This is a genomic window from Paraburkholderia sp. GW821-FHT02A12, from assembly GCF_059422005.1.
In genome coordinates, this window is the sequence record NZ_JBWKWA010000002.1 from 24270 (window position 1) to 47029 (window position 22760).

Here is a 22760-nt window from a genome sequence, read left to right on the forward strand (position 1 = left end):
GCCGCGGGCTTGTTGGTCTGGCCGGTGCTTACTTCTCAGGTGTTGACGAGCGTATGAAACGTTATTTGACTGCTTTTCTGGCTGCGGCCGTGGTGTCCACGGCGGCGTATGCGCAAAGCGCGCCTGATGCAGTGGTGAAGAGTGCCGTTGAAGGCACCGTTGCCGCGATGAAGGCCGATCCGCAGGCGCGCGGCGGCGATATGAAGAAGATCACCGAACTGGTGGAAACGCGATTTGTGCCCGCGACGGATTTTCAGCGTACTACGCGGATTGCGGTTGGGAAGGCGTGGAGTACTGCCACGCCTGATCAGCAGAAGCAGTTGTATGAGCAGTTTCAGATCCTGCTGGTGCGGACGTATGCTGCTTCGCTGTCGCAGCTGCGGGATCAGGACGTGAAGTTCAAGTTCTTACCGGTCAATGTGACTGCCGGCGCCAAGGACGTGGTGGTGCAGTCGCACGTTATTAGCAATGGCGGCGACGATTCCATCGATTACCGGCTGACCAAGGGTGCTTCCGGCTGGAAGGTCTACGACATCAATATGATGGGTGCCTGGTTGATTCAGGTTTATCAAACGCAGTTTGCCGATCAGCTTTCTAAAGGCGGGGTTGATGGGCTTATCAAGTTTTTGACTGCGCATAATGCGCGCAGCGCAGGGTAGTTTTTGCGCATAGCGCCTGATTAGTTCTTTTCCTGCGCAGGCAAACAATAAAAAAGCGCGATGGCAAAAAAGCCACCGCGCTTTCTAAAAAAACTGCAAGGTAAAAGGGGCGTACAAAACCGCCCCAAAAAACCAGCGTTAGTGCGCAGAAGCCGTCTGCACCTTCTTACCCTTGCCGGCCCGCTGGATCTCATCCAGCTTGATCTCGACATGTCGAGAAAAGACATACTCGGCGGGACGCTGCCTATCCAGAGGAATATCCTTGGTAAAAGCACCCGAAGTCTTCGGCCCACGCAGGCTGACCTTCAAGGCCTTCAGCGGATGCGCCACCGTATCCATCACGGCAGTCGCTTCGAATCCGCAGTGCACCATGCAGTCAGCGCACTTCTCATAGTTGCCCGTGCCGTACTTGTCCCAGTCCGTGGTTTCCATCAGTTCCTTGAAGGTCTTCACGTAACCTTCGCCGACCAGATAGCACGGCTTCTGCCAGCCGAACACGGTACGCGCCGGGTTGCCCCACGGCGTGCACTCGTACGTCTGATTGCCGGCCAGGAAGTCGAGGAACATCGCCGACTGGCTGAACGACCAGTTCTTGCCATTGTTGCCGCGCTTGAAAATCTCGCGGAACAGATGCTTGGTCTTGTCGCGGTTCAGGAAGTGCTGCTGATCCGGCGCGCGCTCATACGCGTAACCCGGCGAGACGGTAATGCCGTCCACGCCCATCGGACCGACCGTGTCGAAGAACGCGGCCACGCGCTCGGGCACCGCGTCGTTGAACAGCGTGCAGTTGATGTTGACGCGGAAACCGCGGCGCTTCGCTTCCTTGATCGCCGCGACCGCCTTCTCGTACACGCCGTCTTGCGACACCGAGTGATCGTGCATTTCCTGATCGCCGTCCAGGTGGACCGACCAGACGAAGTACGGGTTCGGCTCGTAGTCGTCCATCTTCTTTTCCATCAGCAGCGCATTCGTGCACAGGTACACGAACTTCTTGCGCGCGATGATGCCCTTCACGATCTGCGGCATTTCCTTGTGCAGCAGCGGTTCGCCGCCTGCAATCGACACCACCGGTGCGCCGCATTCGTCGACCGCGCCGAGGCATTCTTCGAGCGACAGACGCTGGTTCAGGATGGGATCCGGATAGTCGATCTTGCCGCAGCCATTGCAGGCAAGATTGCAGCGGAACAGCGGCTCCAGCATCAACGCGAGCGGATAGCGTTTGTTGCCGGAGAGATGCTGACGCATGATGTATGCGCCGACCCGGACTTTCTGTAGCAGCGGAATAGACAAGACGTCCTCCTTAAACTTCGCGTGCAGCGAGTGGTTGCATCAGCTTCGATGGCAACTTGAATTCGACTTTTTCTTCACGGCCCGCCATCGTCGTGACCTCGACGGGCCCCAATGCGCGCAGCGCATCGATTACGTTGTTCACCATCTCTTCCGGCGCCGAAGCGCCCGCCGTGATGCCGACGGTTTGCACGTTCGCAAACCACTCCGGCTTCACTTCCGAACCGTCGGCGACGAGATGACTCGCGACGCCGCTTTCGCTGCCGATCTCGCGCAGCCGGTTCGAGTTCGAACTGTTGGTCGCGCCGACCACCAGCAGCACGTCGACCTCTTTACTCAGCTCGCGAACCGCCGCCTGGCGGTTTTGCGTCGCGTAGCAGATGTCGCGCGTGTCAGGACCGACGATGTCGGTGAAGCGGTGCAACAGGGCGTCGATAATGCCACGCGTGTCGTCGACCGATAGCGTGGTCTGCGTCACGTACGCGAGCGGCGTATCGAGCGGCAGATCCAGATGCGCCACTTCGGCTTCGCTCTGGACCAGCAGCACCGTGCCGGGAATCTGTCCGATCGTGCCTTCGACTTCCGGGTGCCCGGCGTGGCCGATCAGGATCAGCGTGCGCCCCGCGGCCACATATTGGCGGCCTTGCACGTGAACCTTGGTGACCAGCGGGCAGGTCGCGTCGAGCACGTCGAGGCCGCGCTGTTCCGCGTCGCGTTCGACCGTTTGAGCGACACCGTGGGCGCTGAAAATCGCCACGGCGCCTTGCGGTACCTCATCGAGCTCTTCGACAAAGCGCGCGCCTTTCTGGCGCAGATTGTCGACCACGTGGCGATTGTGGACAATCTCGTGACGGACATACACGGGTGCGCCGTGTTGCTGTAACGCGCGATCGACGATTTCAATCGCACGAACAACACCCGCACAAAAGCCGCGAGGTTGAGCAAGGATGACTCGCATAAGTTGGCGAACTCCGACTGACGCGGGTTTCGAAGAAGTCGGTAAAAATGACTTTATCGCCGCGACCATCATATTTAGTTGATGTCTTGAGACCGGCGTAAGGCCGGCACAGCAAAACCAAACGCGCATTCTAACGCTATCACGGCCGCTTTGCTTCGGGCGCCCCCCGAGGTGTTGGGCCGACACCGCAACCGCCGGCTCGCCGTCCGGCGCGGCATCCGCTTCGCAGCCGGCGATGCAGCCGGCGATGATTACGCGCTGCATCAGTTTGGCGGAACCCTTAAACTAGATGGTCCTGCGGCACACGTTGGCGGCCGCGACACAGAATGAATCCGAGGCTCGCTGGATGGACGTCGATCACTACGAAAATTTTCCGGTCGCGAGCGTATTGGTGCCAAAAGCGCTGCGCGCGCCAGTCGGCATTATCTATCACGTCGCCCGCACGGCCGGCGATATTGCCGATGAAGGCGACTGGAGCCCGGCTGCGCAGCATGCGCGCCTCGCCGACTTTCGCGCCGGCCTCGACGCCGTCGCGGACGGCCGCGCCGCGCCCGTGCACCCGCTGCTGTTCGGTAAGCTGGCCGGCGTCGTCGCACAGTACAAGCTGCCCCTCGCGCCGTTCTACGACCTGGTGCTGGCGTGCGATCAGGACATCGATACCCACCGTTACGCGGACCGCGCCGCGCTGCTCGACTACTGCCGCCGCTCGGCGAACCCGATCGGCCATCTCATGCTGCATCTGGTGGGCGCCGCCACGCCGGCGAATCTGCGGGATTCCGACGCGATCTGCACGGCGTTGCAACTGGTCAGCTTCTGGCAGGACGTCGCGGCGGACTGGAAAAAAGACCGTGTTTATCTGCCGCTCGCGGAGTTGCAACGCTTCAATGTGACCGAGCCGCAAATCGCCAACGGCGTCGTCGACGATGCCTGGCGGGCGCTGATGGCTCACGAAATTTCGTTCGTCCGGGCCATGCTCGTGAGCGGCGCGCCGCTCGCGTTGCGTATCCCGGGGCGGCTGGGTTTCGAGCTGTGCGGCGCCGTGCACGGCGGCTTGCGCATTCTCGGGCGGATCGAAATGGCTGGCTACGACGTGTTTCGTCAGCGGCCGGTGCTCAGCAGTTTTGACTGGTGCGTGGTGGCGGCGCGCACCGTGGCTATGCGGCTGTCGCGGCGCGTCGGCGCGCATGCGCGTTCAATCGAGGGTAATGCTTAATGGCGGTGGTTCTGTTTCTTCTTTCGTGTCTGTCGTTGTTGATCTGGTGTGTGCTGCTGTTCGCGCGTGGCGGCTTCTGGCGAGCCCGTCCTGCCGCGCCGCTGATGCCGGAGCCGCGCGAAACATGGCCGGCGGTCGCCGCGGTCGTACCGGCGCGCAATGAAGTCGACGTGATCGCCGAGGCCGTCACCAGCTCGCTTCAGCAGGACTATCCCGGCGCATTCCACGTGATCGTCGTCGACGACCACAGTACCGACGGCACCGCCGACGCGGCCCGCGCCGCGGCATTACAGCTGCAATGCGCGGACCGTCTGACGGTGCTGAGCGCCAAGCCGCTGCCGCCGGGCTGGTCCGGCAAGGTATGGGCGCAGTCGCAAGGCATCGAGGCGGTGCGCACGCTCGGTCTGCCGGCCGATTTCCTGTTGCTGACCGACGCCGACATCGGCCATCCCGCTGACGCCGTCTCCCAGCTCGTTGCACGCGCGGATGCGGAACAGCGCGACCTCGTCTCGCTGATGGTCCGTCTGCGCTGCGACTCGTTCTGGGAAAAGGCACTGATTCCGGCTTTCGTGTTCTTCTTCGCCAAGCTGTATCCGTTCGCGTGGGTCAACAACCCGCGTAATCGCACGGCCGCGGCGGCTGGCGGCTGCATGCTGGTGCGCCGTAGCGCGCTCGAAGAAGCGGGCGGCATCGAGTCGATTCGCGCCGAACTGATCGACGATTGCAGCCTCGCCACGCGCATCAAGCATCGCGGCACCGGACGTCATCCGATTCGCCTGGATGTGGCGGCGCGCAGCGTGTCGCTGCGTCCCTACGATAGCTGGCGCGAGATCTGGAACATGATCGCGCGCACTGCATTCACGCAACTGCGCTACTCGCCGTTGCTGCTGGCGGGCACCCTGGCCGGCATGGCGATCATCTATTTGGTGCCGCCTGTCGCCGCGCTGCTGCTCGGCCCCACTGCCTGGCCCGCGTGGCTTGCCTGGGCGGCGATGTGCTGCGCCTATGCGCCGATGCTGCGCTACTACCACCGCTCGCCGTTGTGGGCGCCGTTCCTGCCGTTGGTCGCGTTGTTCTACGTCGGCGCGACGTTTGCGTCGGCGGTGCGGTACTGGCGCGGCAAGGGCGGTCAATGGAAGGCGCGTGTGCAGGCGCCGGTGCAGGAGCGCTGAGCCGCGCAGAACAGCGCGAATGTGCGAATCCGCGGTTACGTGGATTTGCCGGATGAAAATGAAAGCGGCGCTCTCGAGCGCCGCTTTTTTCATATCACCCCTTGGTGAGCAGCATGTACAGCTGAATCACCATGTCGGGCGAGAACGTGAACGGCACCCAGCCGTGGCCGGTGTGGCGCATGACCAGCAGACGGTCGCCGTTCGACTGTTTCTGCACCGCCATGACCGGGTTCTTGGTCGATACGAAGCGCCAGCCCGGCGGGATGCCCGGAGGCGGCTCCGGCGTCATCGACGCGCGCGCGTTCGACAATTCCTCGATCAGCTGCCCAATCTGCTCAGCGCGCAGCGCGACCGTCTGGCCGCCGATCGTCATGGTGATCTCGTTTTGCGCGGGGCGGTTGATTTCGAGCGTCGGCTGGACTTGCGCGGCGGGCGCTTCGTCTTTGGCTGGCGCCGGCGCTTCAGCCGCAGCCTCTTCCGCTATGGGCTGCGTAGCGGAAGGATTTGCCGGCGCTTGCAGCGCGGCCGTTTCCGTGGATGTCTCGGGGATGTTTTCGGCCTGCGGGGCCACGACAGCCTGGATGAGCTGATCGACGCCCATTTCCAGCGCGCCGAGCTGTTCGTGAAGATTCATGCGAGGTTTCTCTGGTAAGACCCGCGATTTTACCTGCTGCGCGTAGGCTTTTACCTGCGGCAAACAAAGTGACGTTGTAACAAAATGCGTGCAGGCCGCGCCGGACGGTCCGCAGCGGCCTGCATGGCCGTGCGCGGGGAGACCTGTGCGGCCCGGCCCGACCTGATCGTCAGCGACGCATTAGCGCTTCAGATACCCTGCTTGCCTGAACCATTCGAGCGCATCGCTCAGACCTTCGCGATACGGCCGCGCGCGATAGCCGAGTTCGCGCTCCGCCTTCGCCGACGTGAAGTACATCTTGTTCTTCGACATCTTCAAGCCGTCGACGGTGACGAACGGCTCGCGCTTCGTGAACTTCGCGACGGCTTCAGCGCCCACGGCCAGCGGATAGAGCGGCCAGCGCGGCAAGCTCAGCGTCGGCGCTTTGCGGCCGGTCAGCGCGGCGATATCCGCGAGCATCGCCTGCAGCGGCAGATTTTCGCCGCCGAGAATATAGCGCTCGCCGATCTTGCCGCGTTCGAGCGCAAGAAAATGGCCGGCGGCCACATCATCCACGTGCACGAGATTCAGCCCCGTGTCGACGAACGCGGGAATCTTGCCGAGCGCCGCTTCGACGATGATGCGCCCGGTCGGCGTCGGCTTGACGTCGCGCGGACCGATCGGCGTGGACGGATTGACGATCACCGCGGGCAGGCCGTCCTCGGCGATCATCCGCTCCACCGCGCGCTCGGCCAGCACCTTGCTGCGCTTGTAGACGCCGATCGCCTGGTCGGCTTTGAGCGGCGAGGTTTCATCGGCGGATTGGCCGGAACTGGTGACCTTCAGCGTGGCCACGCTGCTCGTGTAGACGATGCGCTCGACGCCTTCCTTCAACGCCGCGCGCATCGTCGCCTCCGTGCCCTCGAGGTTCGAGCGTTCGATTTCGCTCGGGTCCGGCGCCCACAGACGATAGTCGGCGGCGACGTGCAGCAGATAGCGCACTCCGCGCAGCGCGACGCGCATCGACGCTTCGTCGCGCATATCGCCGACGACGATTTCCGCATCCAGCGCCTCGACGTTTTGTCGCGGACTGGTGGCGCGCACCAGCACGCGCACCTTGAAACCCTTCTGCTGCGCGATGCGCGCCACCGACGACCCGACGAAGCCGGAGGCGCCGGTCACGAGCACGAGATCGCGATTCTGTTCGGTCATTCTGTTTCCATTCCCTGCGTGACAGTCGACGGATTGTACGTGGCGCGCACGCCGCGTGTCGCCTCGCGCGGTCCGCGAGCGAACCGGCGAGCAATCTCGCCGCGACGCGACTAGAATGCCGGCTTGAAAGATTGCGTTGCATGGGAGAGGACGGCATGGCCCTGGATCTGGATTCGCGGATCGAAACGTATTACGTGCGGGTGCGCGGCATGGTGCAGGGCGTCGGCTTTCGCCACGCGACCGTGCGGCAGGCGCACGCGCTCGGTGTCAAAGGATGGGTGGCGAATCTCGACGACGGTTCAGTCGAAGCCCTCTTGCAAGGACCGGCCAATCAGGTCGACCGGATGCTGTCATGGCTGCGTCACGGGCCGCCGGCGGCGCGCGTGACCGAGGTCACCGGCGAAGAACGCGCGACGGAAAAGCGCTATGAGCGTTTCGAGCAGCACTGAGCGCGCGCTTCATGGACCGGCAAGGCGGCGCGTCATCACGTTGATGTCGCGCCGCCTTGCCACTTGTTTCTCCATAACCGCGCCGACAACCTCAACGCGCCACCAGCAAACTCTCCGCAAAGCCCCATTCCTCTTCGATCCATTGGTGGCTGCAGACGAAGCCCGCATCGTCCGCAATCGCGGGCACTTCCTCGGCGCGATATTTGTGGCTGCTCTCCGTCCAGATCGTTTCGCCTTCTTTCAGCGTGACCGTCAATTGCGCCGCGCCCACGTGGACCGTCACGTCGCGTTTCGCGCGCAGATGCATCTCGATGCTGCGCGCGTCCGGATTGAAACGTGCGACGTGCTCGAACGCATCAAGCGGAAAATCGCCATCGAGTTCGCGATTGATCCGCGCCAGAAGATTCAGATTGAACGACGCCGTCACGCCGATCGAATCGTCGTAAGCGGCCACCAGCACCGGCGTCGGCTTGATCAGATCGGTGCCGAGCAGCAACGCGTCGCCGGGGGCGAGCATGTTGCGGATATCGCGCAGAAAACGCGTGGCCGCAAGCCGCCCGAAATTGCCGATGGTGCTGCCGAGAAACAGCACAAGTAAGCGTTCGTCCGACGCGCGGTTCTTGCTGACTTCGGCGAGGCCCGCCAGATAATCGCGCTCGTAACCGACAATCGAAATCCGCTCGATGTCGCCGAGCTCACGTCTGCACAACTGCAACGCGCTGCGCGAAATTTCAATCGGACAGTACGAAGTAGGGCGTTTTTTACACAGCGCTTCCAGAATGCGCCGCGTCTTCCGCCCGCTGCCGCTGCCGAGTTCGGCGACGGTGACGTCGTGCGGCAGATGCGCGACGATGTCCGCGGCGTGCTTGGCCAACAGGCGCTCTTCGGCGCGCGTCACGCCGTATTCGGGCAGCACGGTGATCACCTCGAACAGCGCTGATCCGACTTCGTCATACAGATATTTCGACGGCAGCTCTTTCTGCGGCGCGTGGGTCAGCCCGGCGCGGACCTCGGCGGCAAAGGCGGGGCTCAGGTTGGGTGATGCATCGTGCGAGAGGGCTGGCTGGGTCATGCTGGCTCCAGTAGTCACATTCGGTGGTCGGGGGATGCTGGCCGGACGGCGGCCTGCGCGGCGAAAAGCAGTTGATGCACGCCGCTGAAAGAGGAGCGGACCGGATTCGCCGTGACGTGATGGCGCTTGTATCCGGACCAACAGATTGATGCTGCAAGACTCGTAGCAAGATTCGCGCTTGTGCGGCGAGGTTTGGCGTGTCGACGTCAGACTCTCCGCTCGCGCGTGAAGTTATGTTCTAGTGCATCGGCGCGCGATGCGCACGGAATAAATGCGGCGCGCTGCGGAAAAAGTACGTGGGCTGTCGCCGGATAACCCGTCTAGAATGCCGGCTTGCGTCGTACTTGCGTCCGTACTTGCGTCGTACATCGACAAAATATCGTAGTGCTTGCGCAGTGCACGGATCTGCTTGCTGCGCGCTTGAGACAACCGAATCTAATGACAACAATCCACGCCGCGCCGCGCCGTTGCATGCTGCGCTGCACACGTTTCCGATTTCGCAGCGGGCCGCCCAATGAACCAGTATGACCCGAAGCGCGGCATTGCGTTGTCGGTCGGCGCATCTGCGCTGTTTGCATTGCTATCGGGCTACACAAAACTTCTCGCGCCGCTGAGCGGCCTCGATATCTTCGCGTGGCGCATCGTGTGGACCGTGCCGGGCGCATTATTGCTGATCGTTTTGCGCCAACGGCTGCCGATATTCCGGCAACTGATTGCCCGTATGCTCCGCGAGCCGGTGCTCGGCCTCTCGATGATCGCCGGCGCGGCGCTGCTCGGTCTGCAACTCTGGGTATTTCTCTGGGCGCCGCTGCACGGCCGGATGCTCGAAGTGTCGCTCGGCTATTTTCTGTTGCCGCTGGTCATGGTGCTGGTTGGACGCTTCTATTATCACGAGCGCCTCGATGGCTTGCAGTGGCTGGCCGTCGGCTGCGCCGCATTGGGCGTCGTGCATGAACTTTGGGTGACAGGCGCTTTTTCATGGCCGACCTTGCTCGTCGCACTGGGCTATCCGCCGTACTTCGTGCTGCGCCGCAAAATCAACCAGGATTCGCTGGCGATGTTCACCGTGGAAATGTCGCTGCTGTTGCCAGTGGCGATCGTGGCGGTCATCAGCGGCGGCTCGCTGACGATGATTTCCGGCCGTCTCGACATGTGGTGCCTGCTGCTGCCCGGTCTTGGCGCGCTCAGCACGGTCGCGCTGGCTTCGTATCTGAAGGCGAGCCGTTTATTGCCAGTCGCGTTATTCGGCATTCTCGGCTATGTCGAGCCCGTGTTGCTGGTGGTGATCTCGGTGACCTTGCTCGGCGAAACGCTGGGCGCACAACAGTTGGCCACCTACCTACCGATCTGGATCGCGGTTGCGCTGACCGCGTTGCACAGCGTGCGGCTCGTACGCCTCGCGCCGCGCTGAGCATTGCGCGCTCAATCCGGCGCACGCGCGTGTTCCGTTCAGCGACGCGCCGCCGCACGGTCTGCGTTGATACGCGTCGGGCCCACTTGCGCCTCGATCGCTTCGCGCAGCGCAGGCCGCCAGCCGAAACCGAACAATGCTTCGGCGAGCACGAACAGCGGGCCGATCAGAAGGCCGATTACATCGTCGACAAAGGCCGGCTTGCGATGCTCATACGCGACGTGGCCAATGAACTGAAACACCCAGCCGACTACGAATAGACCGATGCCCGAGGCTAGCCAGGTGAGCGTCGACTGCGCGGCCAGCCACTGACCGCACGCGACGCACAACACCGACACGATTGCCATCATCGCGCCGAGCGGCACGTCGAGCACGAGGTAATAGAGGGTCGCCGCTGCGAACAACAGCCACGCGGGCGATAACGAAAACGGCAATGCGTCCGAAGTGAATGCGGGCCTGCTCAGCAGGACGGCCAACGCCAGCACGATCATCGGAATGCCGATGAAATGCGTGGCGATATTGCGCCGGTCGCGATGGTAGGCCGCGTATTGCGTTAGCTGTTCGGTCAGCGTTCTCATGGATGCCGCTCCTCGATCAACGTCAGCATAATCGCGGTCAACGGAATTTGAAACCATCGGGTAACCGACAATCTGGCTCAAGCAGTTTGAAACGCAGGGTGCGCTCAAGCTCGGCTACGCGGAGATCGAAATCGCCGACGTGAAAAAAAAACTCAGCGAGCTGGCGGATTTGAAGCCGGCTTCGGATTGATTTTGCCGAATGGTGTGCCAAGCACGGCGCTGCATGTTGCTCAGGAAAAGAATGCGTCCAGCGGCCATTCGGCATGGTTGGCGAGCTGATGGCAAGCCCGCGCAAAAGAGCGTCCACAAAAAAGGCGAGTCATGAGACTCGCCCTCCCTGAACGGCACTGTGCGGCTTCGATTGACAGCTTGAATTAACTACCTATGCATGGCCGGTGCGTGCCGACGACCTGACACGTGTTATTGCGTTTTGGTCGTGTCGGTCTTTGCGCCGTCGGCTTTTACCGGCGCAGCGCTGGCCCCGTTCGCGCCATCCGTCTTGCTCTTGTCGGCGCCTGCTTCGACAGCGTTCTTCTTGGTGGACTTGTGCGTCTTTGCCGTGTGAGCGGCCGACGTCTTCTTCACATGCGACTTCTTCGCGGTTTTCGTTTCAGCCTTCGCGTCAGTCTTGGTGCCGGCCTTCGTCGCGGCCAGGCCGTTGTCGGCGGCGCCGGTTTGCACGGCGGTGGTGGCCTTCAGATTCGCCTGACCGGCCGGTTGCGTTTGTGCGGGTTGTGCGGGTTGTGCGCTCGAAGGTGCGGCCGTTTGTGCGAACGCGGTCGAGACGAGCAGGGCGGAAGCGAGAGCAGCGAAAAGCGTCTTCATGGTTTAACTCCTTGGTTTAACCGCTGGTTTCTTGTATCGCGGCTGAAAATGTTCAGCGCTGCCGGTTTAACGTTGGGTGGAAGACAGGAGTTGACGGTGCGCTGGTGACAAAACGTAAGGACTGAAACAGGATGGTTCGCGTCGTAGGTGGTCGACGCGAGGATGCGATCGTTTAGACAGGGTTCATGCGAGGCGTTTGCTGCGTGGCGGCGAAGGCGGCACCAAAGTGCATCGCCTTCGCGCATCGGCGCTGCGTGAGTGCGTCTTGATTGCGCTATTGGAACGGGTTCTGAATGACGCCCGGTTTTGCATCCGGCTCGTCCTTCACCCTGGCTGGCAGATCCTTTTGTGCCTGCAATGAAGCCACGACTGCGTCGACTGCTTCCTTCAGCGCCAGCGCTGCCTTCAGGCCGCGCTGATCCTGGGTCAACTCGAGCGTCCCGGCCACGACCACACGCGTCGTGCCGTTGCTCACGGTGAGCGCGTCGCCTTGAATGTTGAGTACGTCGTCATCGTTCGAATAGGGTTTAAACACCTTTCAGTCCTCCCGGTCGCTGATCTTTGAGATTCTCCGGAATGCCCGGAAAACGGATGCCGCTTGCCGCTTCGAGTTCGTGAATCGTCTTGATGTCGTAACGGTTGGTCGAGACATTGTCCACCATCACCGCAAACGCCAGTTGCTTCGACGGCACGTAGACGGCCTTGAACAATTGCGTCGGCACGAAGACGCGCGTCGGCCCGATGGTCTGCAATTGCCGGCCGCTGAAAATCGGCCCGGTCACGACGTAGGTCTCGTCGTATGACATTGCGATCTTGCGCACTGACGTTTCAATACGCGCCCACAAGCGCTGGTTGTTCTCGCGGTTCTGCGGCACGACGTTGGCGAGCGAAAACGATTGTGCCATCGCTTCCTGATTCCAGCGATTGCCGGCCGGGCTCATGTGGCCGCGATCGAAACCGCTGCGTTTATAGTCCGCCAGCGTTGCGCCTTCGCCGTCGGGCAAGCGCGCGTCTTCGAAGAATTTGTTGGTGCGCACCATGTCTTTGGCGGCTTCGATGTGATCGCGCGTCAGATGCTCGGCGGACCATAGCGGACCATGCGTGATCCCGGAATGCAGAACGGCGAAATCGGTGTAGCAAAGCATGCGCGTTTTCGGCGCCATCTTCTGATTGGTCAGCACCGGCCATTGCGCGTTCGGCGTGAACTGGGTGCAGGAGGGCGCCGCGCTCGCGTGAGCGGCGACGGCAAACAATAGACAGCTAAACCACTTCTTCATGAGTCGGTCAGTCGAGGGAGGGGGGCGCAAGTATAGCGTTGCGAACCCGTTTCGAGCGACGTGGAACACGCGCGAAAATACAGCGGGAAAAGAACGGGAAAAGAAGCGGAATGGAAGCGGAAAAGAAGCGGGATTTGCGCGAAGCGCAGAAGATGACTGGACTCACGCCGGACAAAAAAAGGGGCCGCCTTGCAGCGACCCTAATGCGTGGATTTCCAACTCTACGCAAGCAAACTTAAAAAGGGCTTAAATGCGGGGAAGGTGCGGAGCGCGAATGAACTGCCCGCAAATCGGACGCAAAAACTCGCCGCGCACACGAGGTGCGCTTCGAGTCGAACAGGTGGTCGAGCGACAAGAACCGCTCCGGAAGTTAATTTCCGAACACGCTATGTTCCGCGTGGATCGTTTGCCGGTCGACGGCTTGCAAGCGCCAGAAGCCGCTGGTCGGCACGCGCGCCGGTACGGCCGTCCATGCGGCCGCGCCTTGTGCTGCACTGACTTGCTGCTTGCGGTCGACGTGCAATCCGCGCAGCGTGCACAGCGGCGCGTCCGTGCTCGGTGCACAGAGCGTGGTGACGCCGTTGTCGTCGTGTAACTCGCCCCACGGGGGCAGATCGATCCCTTGATGCGCTTCTCTCGACCACCGATGCTCTTCGGTATCGAGCCACAGCACAGCGTAATCATGGTTAACGGTGGGATCGGAACCGTTGATCAGGATGGTCAGGCGCATGGCAGTTCCGTACAAAATGCGAAGTGTTGCCCTATCAGTCTATGCCGCGATGCGCGTTATGCAAGCCAAAGGTATGACGGCCGATCCGGCACGAAAAAACTCTCTCAGACAAGATTAAGCGCACCAGTCAGATCGCCAGGCGCAGCGAGGCCGTTCTCCGCAAATGCACGATCTCGCGCGATGACCCCATCTAGCGGCGCCAGCCCATGCACCCGGCTGATAAACCGCAAAATCGAGTTGGTGTCATACACCGTATGATCGACGTATCCCCTCTTCGCCAACGGCGAAATCACCAGCGCGGGAATACGCGAGCCCGGCCCCCAGCGGTCGCCCTTGGGCGGCGCGACCGGATCCCACCAGCCGCCGTTCTCGTCGACGGTGACGATCACCACCGTGTTGGCCCATTGCGCACTGCGCTGAATATGCCCGACGACATTCGCAATATGCCGGTCGCCTGATTCGACGTCCGCGTAACCCGCGTGCATGTTCAGGTCGCCTTGCGGTTTGTAGAACGTGACGGCCGGCAGGCGCCCCGCATCGATATCGGCGAGCAGACGATTGGTCGCTACGTTGTTGCCCAAGCCCGCATCGCGCAGATATTTGCGGCGCGCCGCGGTGCCCGGCGCGTAATTGGCGAAGTAGTTGAACGGCTGATGGTGATACTGGAAATCCGGCACGGCGCCGGTGTCCTGATGCTCGAGTGCGTATTGCCAGGCACCGCTGTACCACGCCCAATCGATATCCTTGTCCGTCAAACGGTCGCCGATCGTCGCGAACTTTTGCGGCGGCAGGACACGCGGATTCGACGGATCGGCGAGCGCGGGATCGCCGCCTTGCGCCGGGCGCACGTTGCTCGGCTGATAGGGCGGCGCCATCGTGTTGACGGCGTAGCCGTCGGCGGTGAACAAGCCGTCGTTGACGAATTTCGGCGGGCCGTCGAGCGCGGACGCCGGCGAATCCGCCGCCAGCTTGAGGCGCGTGCCGGCAGGATCGTCGCCTTCGACCACCGACACCAGCTTCTTCGCCGGACTGTTCTGCACGTCGGGATAGAACGGCGCCTGCGCCGAAATCAGAAAGATGTGGTTCAGCCACGAGCCGCCGAAGGCCGCCATGAAGAAGTTGTCGCAGAGCGTGTACTGCCGCGCGAGATTCCATAGACGCAGCGTGTCGGCGGAATTGCGGTAGTGGCCCATCACCAGGCCGCCGGAATCGCTCCACGCGGCGAACTGATCGTTGCGCCCCGCGTTGATCTGCATCTGGTTCTGATAGAAGCGATGCACCAGATCGCGTGTAATGACGCCGTTCGGCAGCGGCGCGCCCTGCGCGTCAGTCAGGTGGAACGGCCGGTTCTGCAGGGCGCCGATATCGCGCTCGCCAATCATGTAGCGCTTGCCGTACACTTCCTGCGCCTGCGGTACGAGGCCGCCCCAGATTTTCGGCAATTGCGGCAGCGGCGTCTTGCCGTCGCGGTCGAGTTGGAGGTAACGCTCGGCGGTCACTGCATCGAGTGGAGACTGGACGCCGGGAAAATTGCCGTACAGGTTGGCGAAACTGCGGTTCTCGGCGTAGATCACCACGATATGACGCACCTGGTCGCGCAGCGCGGCGTCGAGTCGCAAGTCGTCGGCAGAGCGCAGCGCCGTGCCGTTCGCCGCGCTCTGCCCGGCAGAGTGGCAGCCGGCGAGAGCGAGTCCTATGCCGACCGCAGCGAGGCCGGTCAGGACGCGGCGGCGCTCGGGATCGTCAGGGGCGTCGTCGGGATTGGGTGGCAGGGTGGCGTCGTTGTCGGTCATCGGCGTTTTTCGAAATTTGCGGGACAGGCATCCGAGTGCTGCGCGCGGCGGCGTGCGTGCGACGTCGGTTCGAGGTTTGGAGCGGTCTGCTTATGGCAGTCGCCGCTTGACGCGCCAACTGTTGTGCGTCGCGTCAACGGCTAGCAGGAGCCAATGCTTTGCGTCGACGGGATGACGCCTTTGCGTGGCGTAGCCGTCGACGGTCAATTCGAGTTCGTCGGGTGCCCGCCGGACGCGTGCGACGCGCGAAAGCGCGGCGATGTGACGAGGCGCTACGAACCGCATCAAAGGATAGCACCGGGTGAAACGGTGGCGGTGTACAAACTGCACCGGCGGCAACGGCCCATGACGCGGCAAATTTTGTGCTGTCGAACGTGGTGCACGCATGGCACACGCACCGTTCGCCGGATAAATGGCCGCCCCATGCTTCGCGCTATCATTTCGAAATGTCGGATCGTTATCCGGGCCGCGGCGCCTTCGTGCGCTGCGCGCCGCACGGCGGCCACCACGACATTTTCCTGCTGGCGCTGCCCGGCGGCAAACGCGGCCTGAATCACGTCGCGTTCACCGTGCGCGATATCCACGAAGTGTTCGCCGAATGGGCGATCGAGGGCGGCATCGACGGCAATACGCGTCGCCAGAAGAACGCGAAGGCGCCGGAAGGCAAGTTCATGACGGAGCGTAAAAATGACTGACGCTGCTGCTGCAAAGGCGCAAGCCGCCCATGCCGGACTCGAAGCGCCACGCACGATCGTCGTGATCGGCGGCGGCCAGGCGGCCGGCTGGGTCGTGAAGACATTGCGCAAGGAAGGTTTCGCGGGCCGCCTCGTGATGATCGCCGACGAGATTCATCTGCCGTACGAGCGCCCGCCATTGTCGAAGGCCGTGCTGACCGGCGAAGCGGATATCGAAACCGTGCGGCTCGTTACGCCGGACGATTTCGAGGCGCTGAATGTCGAAACATGGCAACCGGATTACGCGACGTCGATCGACCGCGAGCAACGCATCGTGCGCACGCAGTCGGGCCGCGACGTGCAATACGACCGTCTGGTGATCGCCACCGGCGGCGCGGCGCGCCGTCTGCCGGATGCGCTGGTGAAGACCTCGCATATCGCCTATCTGCGCACGCTCGACGAAGCCGTCGCGCTCGGCGAACGGCTGCGCGCCAGCAAGCGCGTGCTCGTCATAGGCGGCGGCTGGATCGGCCTCGAAGTCGCGGCGACCGCGCGCAAGCTCGGCGTGCAAGCGACGGTGGTGGAAGGCGCGTCGCGTCTGTGTGCCCGTTCATTGCCGCCGATGGTGTCGAACTTCCTGCTCGAATTGCATCGCGCGAATGGCGTGGACGTGCGCTTGCACGCATCGCTGGTAGCGCTTGCCGATCACCCGCACGACGCCGACCGCATCCGCGCGACCTTCGCGGACGGCTCGACGCTCGACGCCGATTTCGCCGTCGCCGGTATCGGCCTCACGCCGCACACCGCACTGGCGGAAGCCGCCGGCATCGAGGTGCGAGACGGCATCGTGGTCGATCACTTCGGCGCGACCGACGATCCGCGCATTTTCGCGTGCGGCGACGTCGCGAATCATCCGAGCGCGTGGCTCAAGCGCCGCGTGCGTCTCGAATCGTGGGCCAACGCGCAGAACCAGGCGATCTCCACCGCGAAAGCCTTGCTCGGCACCTTCGAACCGTATGCGGATATTCCGTGGTTCTGGTCCGATCAATACGACGTCAATCTGCAAATCCTCGGCGATATTCCGGGCGATGCGCAACTCGCCGTACGCGGCAATCTGTCGGGCAAACGCGCCACGCTTTTCTATCTGGAAGACAACGCGATTCGCGGCGTGATCGCCATCAACACTCCACGCGAACTGAAACTGTCGCGCAAGTGGATGAACCAAGGCCGGACCATCGACCTTGCCACACTGACCGACCCCAACACGGCGCTTGCCTAACCACACCTACGGACGGCACTACGAATTGGTAAAGCGGCGGAAGCAAAGCGGTAGAAGCAAAGCCGTAGCATGAAGACGAAGGGCGCACTGGGTGGTGCGCCCTTTGTGTTTGCCGCGACGTTACAGCGCCTTGCGATACACCACAAAGCCCGAGCGTTCCGCGACGCTATCGTAGAGCCGCATCGCCGTCTGATTCGTTTCATGCGTCTGCCAGTAGACGCGTTGCGAGCCGTCGGCCTTCGCCCGCGCATACACCGCCTCGATCAGCGCACGGCCGACGCCCTTGCCGCGCCCCGATTCCAGCGTGTACAGGTCTTGTAGATAGCAGGTCGGGCCTGCCATCGTCGTGTGACGGTGATACAGAAAGTGCACGATGCCGAGCAACTTGCCGTCGCGTTCGGCGACCATCGCATGCACCGGCTCGTAGCCGTCGAAGAAACGTCCCCACGTAATCTGCGTGATTTCGCGCGGCAATGCGGTTTCGCCCGAGCGGCCATAGAACGCGTTGTAGGCATCCCACAACGGCAGCCACGCGTCGAAGTCGGCGGGCGTGACGGGGCGGATTTGAATCGATTCGGACATGACTGCGGCTCCTTGACTGGTTATGGTTTGTGGGCGAGCGGTTCGCCCCGTTACGGCTGAGTCGAACAAGCATAGACGGCTGCGCTAAACGCCTGCTCGCGGTTTTCTTTGCCGGCGGGGTTTGCGTTGGCCGCGCTGCCGCGCTCCGCCAGGCGTGCGGTGATGCAAGCGTTCAGCGTCGCGCGCGCCGTTGCCGCGGGGTCCAGCATGTAGTACGTGAGAGCGGCGCACGCCAGCGCCGCGCACCACGTTGCCACGGCGCCATAGCTCAAGGCTGCGGTCATAGCGTGACGTGCGTGCGTATTCATGGCATCGGCCCCTCTGGCTGCGTGCGGTTATTGGCGACTCGACAGCCGTTAGCATAAGAAATATGTGGCACCATTGTTAGCTCCACAATGCGTTCAGAATTTGGAGCCACGAACTTGGACTATGGTCTGTTGATGTCGAACGTCGAGCGGGCGCTGGGTGGCCGCAAGCTGACGCAGCAGGACTTGCTGTACGAGAGCCTGCGCCGCGCGATTCTCGATGGCGACATCCGTCACGGCAGCCAGCTCGTGCCGACGCGTGCGCTCGCCGAGCAACTCGGCATCGCGCGAAATTCGGTGCTGTACGCGTACGAACGGCTGACCGAAGAAGGCTTTATCACCACGAGCCGGCATGGTTCCATCGTCAGCATGGTGAGCGGAGCGGGGGCGTCGATAACCATGGCCCGCGCAGGCGCGAACCCGTCTGCGAACCGTCTGTCGCATCGGGTCACCGGCCTGCCGCGTGAGCGCAGCAACCCGGACGACCCGACGCCGTTCCGTCCCGGCGTACCCGCACTCGATGAATTTCCGCTCGCGCAATGGCGCGCTTCGATGGAGCGTGCATGGCGTTCGGTCGAGCCGAGCGAACTCGGCTATGGCAACAATTCCGGGCATCCCGCGTTACGCCGCTCGATCGCCGAATACGTGCGCGTGTCGCGCGGCGTGCGGTGTTCGCCCGAACAGGTGTTCATCACCGCGGGCACCCAGGCGAGTCTCGATCTGTGCGCATGCATGCTGGCCGACCCTGGCGATAGCGTGTGGGTCGAAGATCCCGGTTACCACGGCGCGAAGGCTGCGTTCCAGGCCGCCGGTTTGCGACTGGTGCCGATTCCCGTCGACGCCGCCGGCATCGCGCCCACGCCGGATCATTGGCAGCAGACGCCGCCGCGCCTGATGTACATCACGCCGTCGCATCAGTATCCGCTCGGCAGCGTGTTGAGCCTGGAGCGGCGCTGGTCGATCATCGAGCACGCGGTGGCGCGCGGCGCGTGGATCATCGAAGACGACTATGACAGCGAACTGCGCCACAGCGGCCCGCCCTTGCCGTCGATCCAGGGGCTCGCGGCCGATACGCCGGTGATCTACCTCGGCACCTTCAGCAAGACGATGTTTCCGGCGCTGCGCATGGGCTTTATGATCGTGCCGGCGAATCTGGTCGCGGAGGTGGACGAGGCGCTCAGCGAGATCGCGCGGCAGGGGCGCGTGGCCGAACAGATCGCGTTGGCGGATTTCATCGATAGCGGGAGATATGCGCGGCATCTGCGGCGCATGCGGCGGCTTTATCAGCAACGCCGCGCCGCGTTGGTGGATGCAATCGAGCGGCACATGGGCGATCTGGTGACGATCTCGTCCGACAGCGGCGGCATGCATTTGACGGTGCGGCTCGATGCGCCGCTGCGCGATCAGGACGTGAGCGCGGCCACGCGCGAGCACGGCTTGCATATCGCGGCGCTGAGCGCGTTCTGTCAGCCGTCCGCACAAAACGCCGCGCACTACAACGGTTTTATGCTCGGCTACGCAGGCATCAAACCGGACGAAGCCGATGCATGGGTAGCGCGGCTCGCCGCCGTGGTGCGTGGACTGGATCGCGAACGTACGCGCCGTTAGAGCGGCATGGTCGTTGTTGTGACGAAATCCGGCTACGCCATTTCCGCTCTGAGCCAACGCGCGAGCATGCCGTCGTCGTCCGTATGCAGCGCTTGCGCGATGCGCCGCCCGACCGCCGCGCCGAATTTATAGCCGTGGCCCGAGCATGCCGACACAACCAGCGTGTTGCCGAGGCGCTGCGAAAAGAAACGTGTATCCGCCGTGAACGTATACGCGCAAGTCTTTACTTCGGTGACCCTATATTCGTCGATGCGGCCGAAGGGTGGCGAGAACAGCCGGCGCAAACTGTCGCCTTCGGCGGGCGCGGCGACGCGATCGGCGTCTGGATCGGCGGCGCGAGTCTTGTGCACGCCCGCGCCGAACTTCAGGCCGACGCCGTCGATAGGCGGCAGCACGTAACCGCTGCTAGCGCCGCCGATATCGACAATCGCCGGCGCGTTCGACCACGCGTCCTGCAAGTCCGCGGGCGGCTCCATATAGGCGACCGCGTTGCGATAGGTCATCAGCTTTTCAGCGAGTGCGGGGAACAACTGCGAGGTCCAGGCGCCCGCGGTGACCACGAGCTTGTCGCCGCGAACCGTGCTGCCGTCTTCGAGTTGCACGGACGCCGCGTGCGGATCGACAGCGAGCGCTTTTGCATGCATGCGAATCTCGGCGCCGCGCATCTTGAGCCACGCTTTCATATCGTGCGCTATGCGTTCGCTGAAGAGCGCACCGCCGTCATGGTCGAGGTAAGCGTAGCGAAAGGTAGCGGGATCGAGAAACGCATAACGTTCGGCCGCTTCGCGCGGTTCGAGCCGTTCGTATTCGAATTCCATCCGGTCGAGGCCGGCGCGCAATAGTTCGGCGCCGTCGCCCGCGTATTGCGAAATGCCGAGCACGCCGCAATTGGCGTAGTGCGAAACGCCGAGGTCGTCCCACAGCAAATCCCAACTGTCGAACGCTTCAGCGATGGTACGCGCATAGCCGTCGGCGTCGCAGTATGCGCGGCGGATTATTCGGTGCCGGTCGCCCGACGCGGCGAGCGGATTGGGAATCGAACCCTGCTCGATCAGCGTGACGTCATGTCCCAGCTTCGCCAGCGACCACGCCGTGCTCAAGCCCGCAATGCCCGCGCCTACGATTGTCACCCGCATGCCTCGTCCTCAAAACGGTTGGTTCGGTTCAGAGTCTAGCAGCGGGAAATTTCTGGCAGCGGGAAAATTAATTCGGTGCGCGTTCGCGCGAATCAGCACATGCAAGCCAGCGAGGCTCGCGTGAAACGGTATAAAGCAACGGGTATAAAGCAGGCGGTGGTCTCCGCGCGTCGATCAACGTATCAGTGTTTTTGGTTAGACGAATTCCGCAACTGGTCGCGTACCTTCTTCGCGGCGAAGAGCGGCACGTAATCGAAGACGCGCGCATCGTGTCGATAGTCGGCCAGCGTGTCGGCGTACATCCTGGAGACCGTTTCAGCAGGCGTATCGGTTTCTTCCGCGATGCTTCTTACCACTTCGTCGACGTTGGGTTCGGGCTGAGACATGGGAATCTCTCCAGAGCAGGCAGGATGAACCGCGGACAAACAGGAGTTTTATTAGAGAACGTGATTCGCGGCTATGCCAATTGAATCGATCTATCGCAGGATTCGTTCCACAGAGATTTTTGTCTTGCAGCCAGCAAGTTCCTGCGCCGCGCCGTCATGCGAGAAATCAATGCGTATGCCGATGATGAATATCTGGGAAATGCGCGTGAGTATGCGAGATTGGTGCATGGCGATGCGGATGGGTATGCGGCTCGTTGTCATCCCATACGAAATCGTGCTCATGCTGATGATGCGCGTCGTGCCGATGATGATGCGTGTGGTCCAGTGCATCGTGCGTATGCGGATGCTCGTGACGTTCGCGGATGTGCAGCCAGACGCCCAGCGTCATCAGCGCGGCCGCGACCCAGAACAGCAGCGGCGGCATTTCAGGCCACAACACCCACGACAAGGTCACGCCGAAGAGCGGCGCGACCGAGAAATACGCGCCGGTGCGCGCGGTGCCGAGATTGCGCAATGCTACGACGAATAGCACGAGACTCACGCCGTAGCCGGCGAAGCCCGTCAGCATCGCAAGCGTGATGGTCGCGGCCTTCGGCCATGCGGCGCCGAGGGTGAACGCGAGCGCGATATTCACCGAACCGGCCACGAGTCCTTTGACGCACGCAATGAACATTGCGTCGTTAGCCGACACCTTGCGCGTGAGATTGTTGTCGATGGCCCAGCAGGCGCACGCGGCGGCCAGCAGCAGCGTGCCGGGCGGCAGGCCTGCCGCGCCCGGTTGCCACGACAGCGCCACGCCGCCCGCGACGATCGCGGCCATGCCGAGGAATACCTGCACGTCGACGTTCTCGCGAAACACGACCCATGCGATCAGCGCGGTGAATACGCCTTCGAGATTCAGCAGCAGCGAGCCGGTGGCCGCGGGCGTCGTTTGCAAACCGAGCATCAGAAGCGCCGGACCGGCGACGCCGCCCGCCGCGATCGCGCCGGCGAGCCACGGTACTTCGCGTAAAGGAAAGCGGTCGTGGCTGACGCGCTGTCCACGGGCATGACGTTGCAGCCGGCGCAGCAGGATCAGCACGGCGAGGCCGGTGCCGCTGCCGAGGTAGAACAGACCGGCGAGCAGGAACGGCGACAGCGAGCCGAGCAGCGCTTTGGCGAGGGGCGTGGTCGCGCCGAACAGCGCGGCGGCCAGTAACGCGGTGAAAGCTGCGGTGAAAGCCGCGTTAAAGCGAGTCGACATGAGTTTGAAATCCGGTTGAAGTTGAAGCGGGCGTTGCCGACACGATAGCGCTATCCGTCCGCCGACGCCTCGGGAAACAAGCGTTCCGACAGAAAATCCACGAACGCCCGCAGTTTCGGCGACAACTGCCGGCTCGACGGCCATAGGACCGAGAACTGTCCCGCGTGCGCGAGATGGTCTTCGAGAACGGTGCGCAGCGTGCCCGCGCGGATCGCGTCGCGGGATAGCGCTCGGCGAACTCGGGCAGGATCGGCAACAGGAAGCGATAGCCAATGGTCGGCGGACTCACGCGCAACCG

General features: G+C 62.8%; 23 protein-coding genes and 3 pseudogenes. 9 read left to right on the plus strand and 17 right to left on the minus strand.

The window, feature by feature from the left end:
- Positions 1 to 53: 53 nt before the first annotated feature.
- Positions 54 to 659, plus strand: coding sequence for an MlaC/ttg2D family ABC transporter substrate-binding protein (locus AC07WT_RS21310; protein ID WP_492595134.1), 606 nt, complete (start codon positions 54 to 56; stop codon positions 657 to 659).
- Positions 660 to 797: 138 nt separating this feature from the next.
- On the opposite strand, the gene hpnH is transcribed toward AC07WT_RS21310, so the two are convergent.
- Both hpnH and ispH read right to left on the minus strand, forming a co-directional pair.
- On the minus strand, positions 798 to 1949 hold the full coding sequence (hpnH, locus tag AC07WT_RS21315; RefSeq protein ID WP_494948484.1) for an adenosyl-hopene transferase HpnH: 1152 nt from the start codon (positions 1947 to 1949) through the stop codon (positions 798 to 800).
- A gap of 10 nt (positions 1950 to 1959) precedes the next feature.
- Positions 1960 to 2904 carry a 4-hydroxy-3-methylbut-2-enyl diphosphate reductase gene (gene ispH, locus AC07WT_RS21320; protein ID WP_492595132.1) on the minus strand — a complete coding sequence of 315 codons (945 nt, stop codon included), beginning with the start codon at positions 2902 to 2904 and terminating at the stop codon, positions 1960 to 1962.
- Between the two features lie 346 nt (positions 2905 to 3250).
- Here ispH and hpnC point away from each other — a divergent pair, with 346 nt between their 5' ends.
- Positions 3251 to 4117 (plus strand): squalene synthase HpnC, encoded by an 867-nt coding sequence (gene hpnC / locus AC07WT_RS21325; protein ID WP_494948485.1) that lies wholly within the window; start codon positions 3251 to 3253, stop codon positions 4115 to 4117.
- The gene (locus AC07WT_RS21330; RefSeq protein WP_494948486.1) at positions 4117 to 5289 is read left to right on the plus strand and encodes a glycosyltransferase; all 1173 of its coding nucleotides are present in this window, start codon (positions 4117 to 4119) and stop codon (positions 5287 to 5289) included. Before hpnC ends, AC07WT_RS21330 begins: the two co-directional genes overlap by 1 nt.
- 94 nt (positions 5290 to 5383) lie before the next feature.
- Here the strand turns inward: AC07WT_RS21330 and AC07WT_RS21335 are convergent, their stop codons facing one another.
- Entirely contained in the window at positions 5384 to 5923 is a 540-nt protein-coding gene (locus AC07WT_RS21335; protein WP_494948487.1) for a hypothetical protein, read from the minus strand.
- A 180-nt stretch (positions 5924 to 6103) separates the two neighbouring features.
- A complete protein-coding gene (gene hpnA / locus AC07WT_RS21340; RefSeq protein ID WP_492595128.1) occupies positions 6104 to 7114 on the minus strand; it encodes a hopanoid-associated sugar epimerase in 1011 nt (336 codons plus the stop codon).
- A gap of 155 nt (positions 7115 to 7269) precedes the next feature.
- On the opposite strand from hpnA, the gene AC07WT_RS21345 reads away from it, so the two are divergent.
- Positions 7270 to 7563, plus strand: a complete 294-nt coding sequence (locus AC07WT_RS21345; RefSeq protein WP_492595127.1) for an acylphosphatase — start codon at positions 7270 to 7272, stop codon at positions 7561 to 7563.
- A 91-nt stretch (positions 7564 to 7654) separates the two neighbouring features.
- Here the strand turns inward: AC07WT_RS21345 and egtD are convergent, their stop codons facing one another.
- The gene (gene egtD, locus AC07WT_RS21350) at positions 7655 to 8635 is read right to left on the minus strand and encodes an L-histidine N(alpha)-methyltransferase (RefSeq protein ID WP_492595126.1); all 981 of its coding nucleotides are present in this window, start codon (positions 8633 to 8635) and stop codon (positions 7655 to 7657) included.
- 514 nt (positions 8636 to 9149) lie between these two features.
- Between egtD and rarD the strand changes: the two genes are divergently transcribed.
- The gene (rarD, locus tag AC07WT_RS21355) at positions 9150 to 10046 is read left to right on the plus strand and encodes an EamA family transporter RarD (protein WP_494948488.1); all 897 of its coding nucleotides are present in this window, start codon (positions 9150 to 9152) and stop codon (positions 10044 to 10046) included.
- Positions 10047 to 10084: 38 nt separating this feature from the next.
- Here rarD and AC07WT_RS21360 read toward each other — a convergent pair whose 3' ends face one another.
- Entirely contained in the window at positions 10085 to 10624 is a 540-nt protein-coding gene (locus tag AC07WT_RS21360; RefSeq protein ID WP_494948489.1) for an Mpo1 family 2-hydroxy fatty acid dioxygenase, read from the minus strand.
- Positions 10625 to 10700: 76 nt separating this feature from the next.
- Here AC07WT_RS21360 and AC07WT_RS21365 point away from each other — a divergent pair.
- Positions 10701 to 10814 (plus strand): annotated as a pseudogene (locus AC07WT_RS21365) (Crp/Fnr family transcriptional regulator); the annotation flags it as partial.
- Positions 10815 to 11044: 230 nt separating this feature from the next.
- Here the strand turns inward: AC07WT_RS21365 and AC07WT_RS21370 are convergent.
- The 5 genes from AC07WT_RS21370 to AC07WT_RS21390 form a co-directional block, all read right to left on the minus strand.
- On the minus strand, positions 11045 to 11449 hold the full coding sequence (locus tag AC07WT_RS21370) for a hypothetical protein (protein ID WP_494948490.1): 405 nt from the start codon (positions 11447 to 11449) through the stop codon (positions 11045 to 11047).
- A 274-nt stretch (positions 11450 to 11723) separates the two neighbouring features.
- A complete protein-coding gene (locus AC07WT_RS21375) occupies positions 11724 to 11984 on the minus strand; it encodes a hypothetical protein (protein ID WP_492595122.1) in 261 nt (86 codons plus the stop codon).
- Entirely contained in the window at positions 11977 to 12726 is a 750-nt protein-coding gene (locus tag AC07WT_RS21380; RefSeq protein WP_492595121.1) for a DNA/RNA non-specific endonuclease, read from the minus strand. The genes AC07WT_RS21375 and AC07WT_RS21380 overlap by 8 nt, the downstream gene beginning before the upstream one ends.
- A 370-nt stretch (positions 12727 to 13096) precedes the next feature.
- Positions 13097 to 13456 (minus strand): DUF3564 domain-containing protein, encoded by a 360-nt coding sequence (locus tag AC07WT_RS21385; protein ID WP_494948491.1) that lies wholly within the window; start codon positions 13454 to 13456, stop codon positions 13097 to 13099.
- A 104-nt stretch (positions 13457 to 13560) separates the two neighbouring features.
- Positions 13561 to 15249: an acid phosphatase gene (locus AC07WT_RS21390; protein WP_494948492.1), complete on the minus strand. Its 1689-nt coding sequence runs from the start codon at positions 15247 to 15249 to the stop codon at positions 13561 to 13563.
- Between the two features lie 440 nt (positions 15250 to 15689).
- Between AC07WT_RS21390 and AC07WT_RS21395 the strand changes: the two are divergent.
- Together AC07WT_RS21395 and AC07WT_RS21400 are read left to right on the plus strand one after the other, a co-directional pair.
- Positions 15690 to 15944 (plus strand): annotated as a pseudogene (locus AC07WT_RS21395) (VOC family protein); the annotation flags it as partial.
- Positions 15937 to 17202, plus strand: coding sequence for an NAD(P)/FAD-dependent oxidoreductase (locus AC07WT_RS21400; RefSeq protein ID WP_492595118.1), 1266 nt, complete (start codon positions 15937 to 15939; stop codon positions 17200 to 17202). The pseudogene AC07WT_RS21395 and the gene AC07WT_RS21400, both read left to right, overlap by 8 nt.
- A 120-nt stretch (positions 17203 to 17322) precedes the next feature.
- On the opposite strand, the gene AC07WT_RS21405 is transcribed toward AC07WT_RS21400, so the two are convergent.
- Both AC07WT_RS21405 and AC07WT_RS21410 read right to left on the minus strand, forming a co-directional pair.
- On the minus strand, positions 17323 to 17784 hold the full coding sequence (locus tag AC07WT_RS21405; RefSeq protein ID WP_494948493.1) for a GNAT family N-acetyltransferase: 462 nt from the start codon (positions 17782 to 17784) through the stop codon (positions 17323 to 17325).
- A gap of 50 nt (positions 17785 to 17834) precedes the next feature.
- Positions 17835 to 18092, minus strand: coding sequence for a hypothetical protein (locus tag AC07WT_RS21410; RefSeq protein WP_494948494.1), 258 nt, complete (start codon positions 18090 to 18092; stop codon positions 17835 to 17837).
- 114 nt (positions 18093 to 18206) lie between these two features.
- Between AC07WT_RS21410 and pdxR the strand changes: the two genes are divergently transcribed.
- The gene (gene pdxR, locus AC07WT_RS21415) at positions 18207 to 19697 is read left to right on the plus strand and encodes a MocR-like pyridoxine biosynthesis transcription factor PdxR (RefSeq protein WP_494948495.1); all 1491 of its coding nucleotides are present in this window, start codon (positions 18207 to 18209) and stop codon (positions 19695 to 19697) included.
- 32 nt (positions 19698 to 19729) lie between these two features.
- On the opposite strand, the gene AC07WT_RS21420 is transcribed toward pdxR, so the two are convergent.
- From AC07WT_RS21420 to AC07WT_RS21435, 4 genes and pseudogenes are all read right to left on the minus strand, one after another.
- Positions 19730 to 20833, minus strand: a complete 1104-nt coding sequence (locus AC07WT_RS21420; protein ID WP_494948496.1) for an NAD(P)/FAD-dependent oxidoreductase — start codon at positions 20831 to 20833, stop codon at positions 19730 to 19732.
- Between the two features lie 182 nt (positions 20834 to 21015).
- On the minus strand, positions 21016 to 21219 hold the full coding sequence (locus AC07WT_RS21425; RefSeq protein WP_492595113.1) for a DUF3562 domain-containing protein: 204 nt from the start codon (positions 21217 to 21219) through the stop codon (positions 21016 to 21018).
- A 166-nt stretch (positions 21220 to 21385) separates the two neighbouring features.
- The gene (locus AC07WT_RS21430; protein WP_494948497.1) at positions 21386 to 22462 is read right to left on the minus strand and encodes a DMT family transporter; all 1077 of its coding nucleotides are present in this window, start codon (positions 22460 to 22462) and stop codon (positions 21386 to 21388) included.
- A gap of 50 nt (positions 22463 to 22512) precedes the next feature.
- A pseudogene (locus AC07WT_RS21435) lies at positions 22513 to 22689 on the minus strand (LysR substrate-binding domain-containing protein); the annotation flags it as partial.
- Between the last annotated feature and the right edge of the window lie 71 nt (positions 22690 to 22760).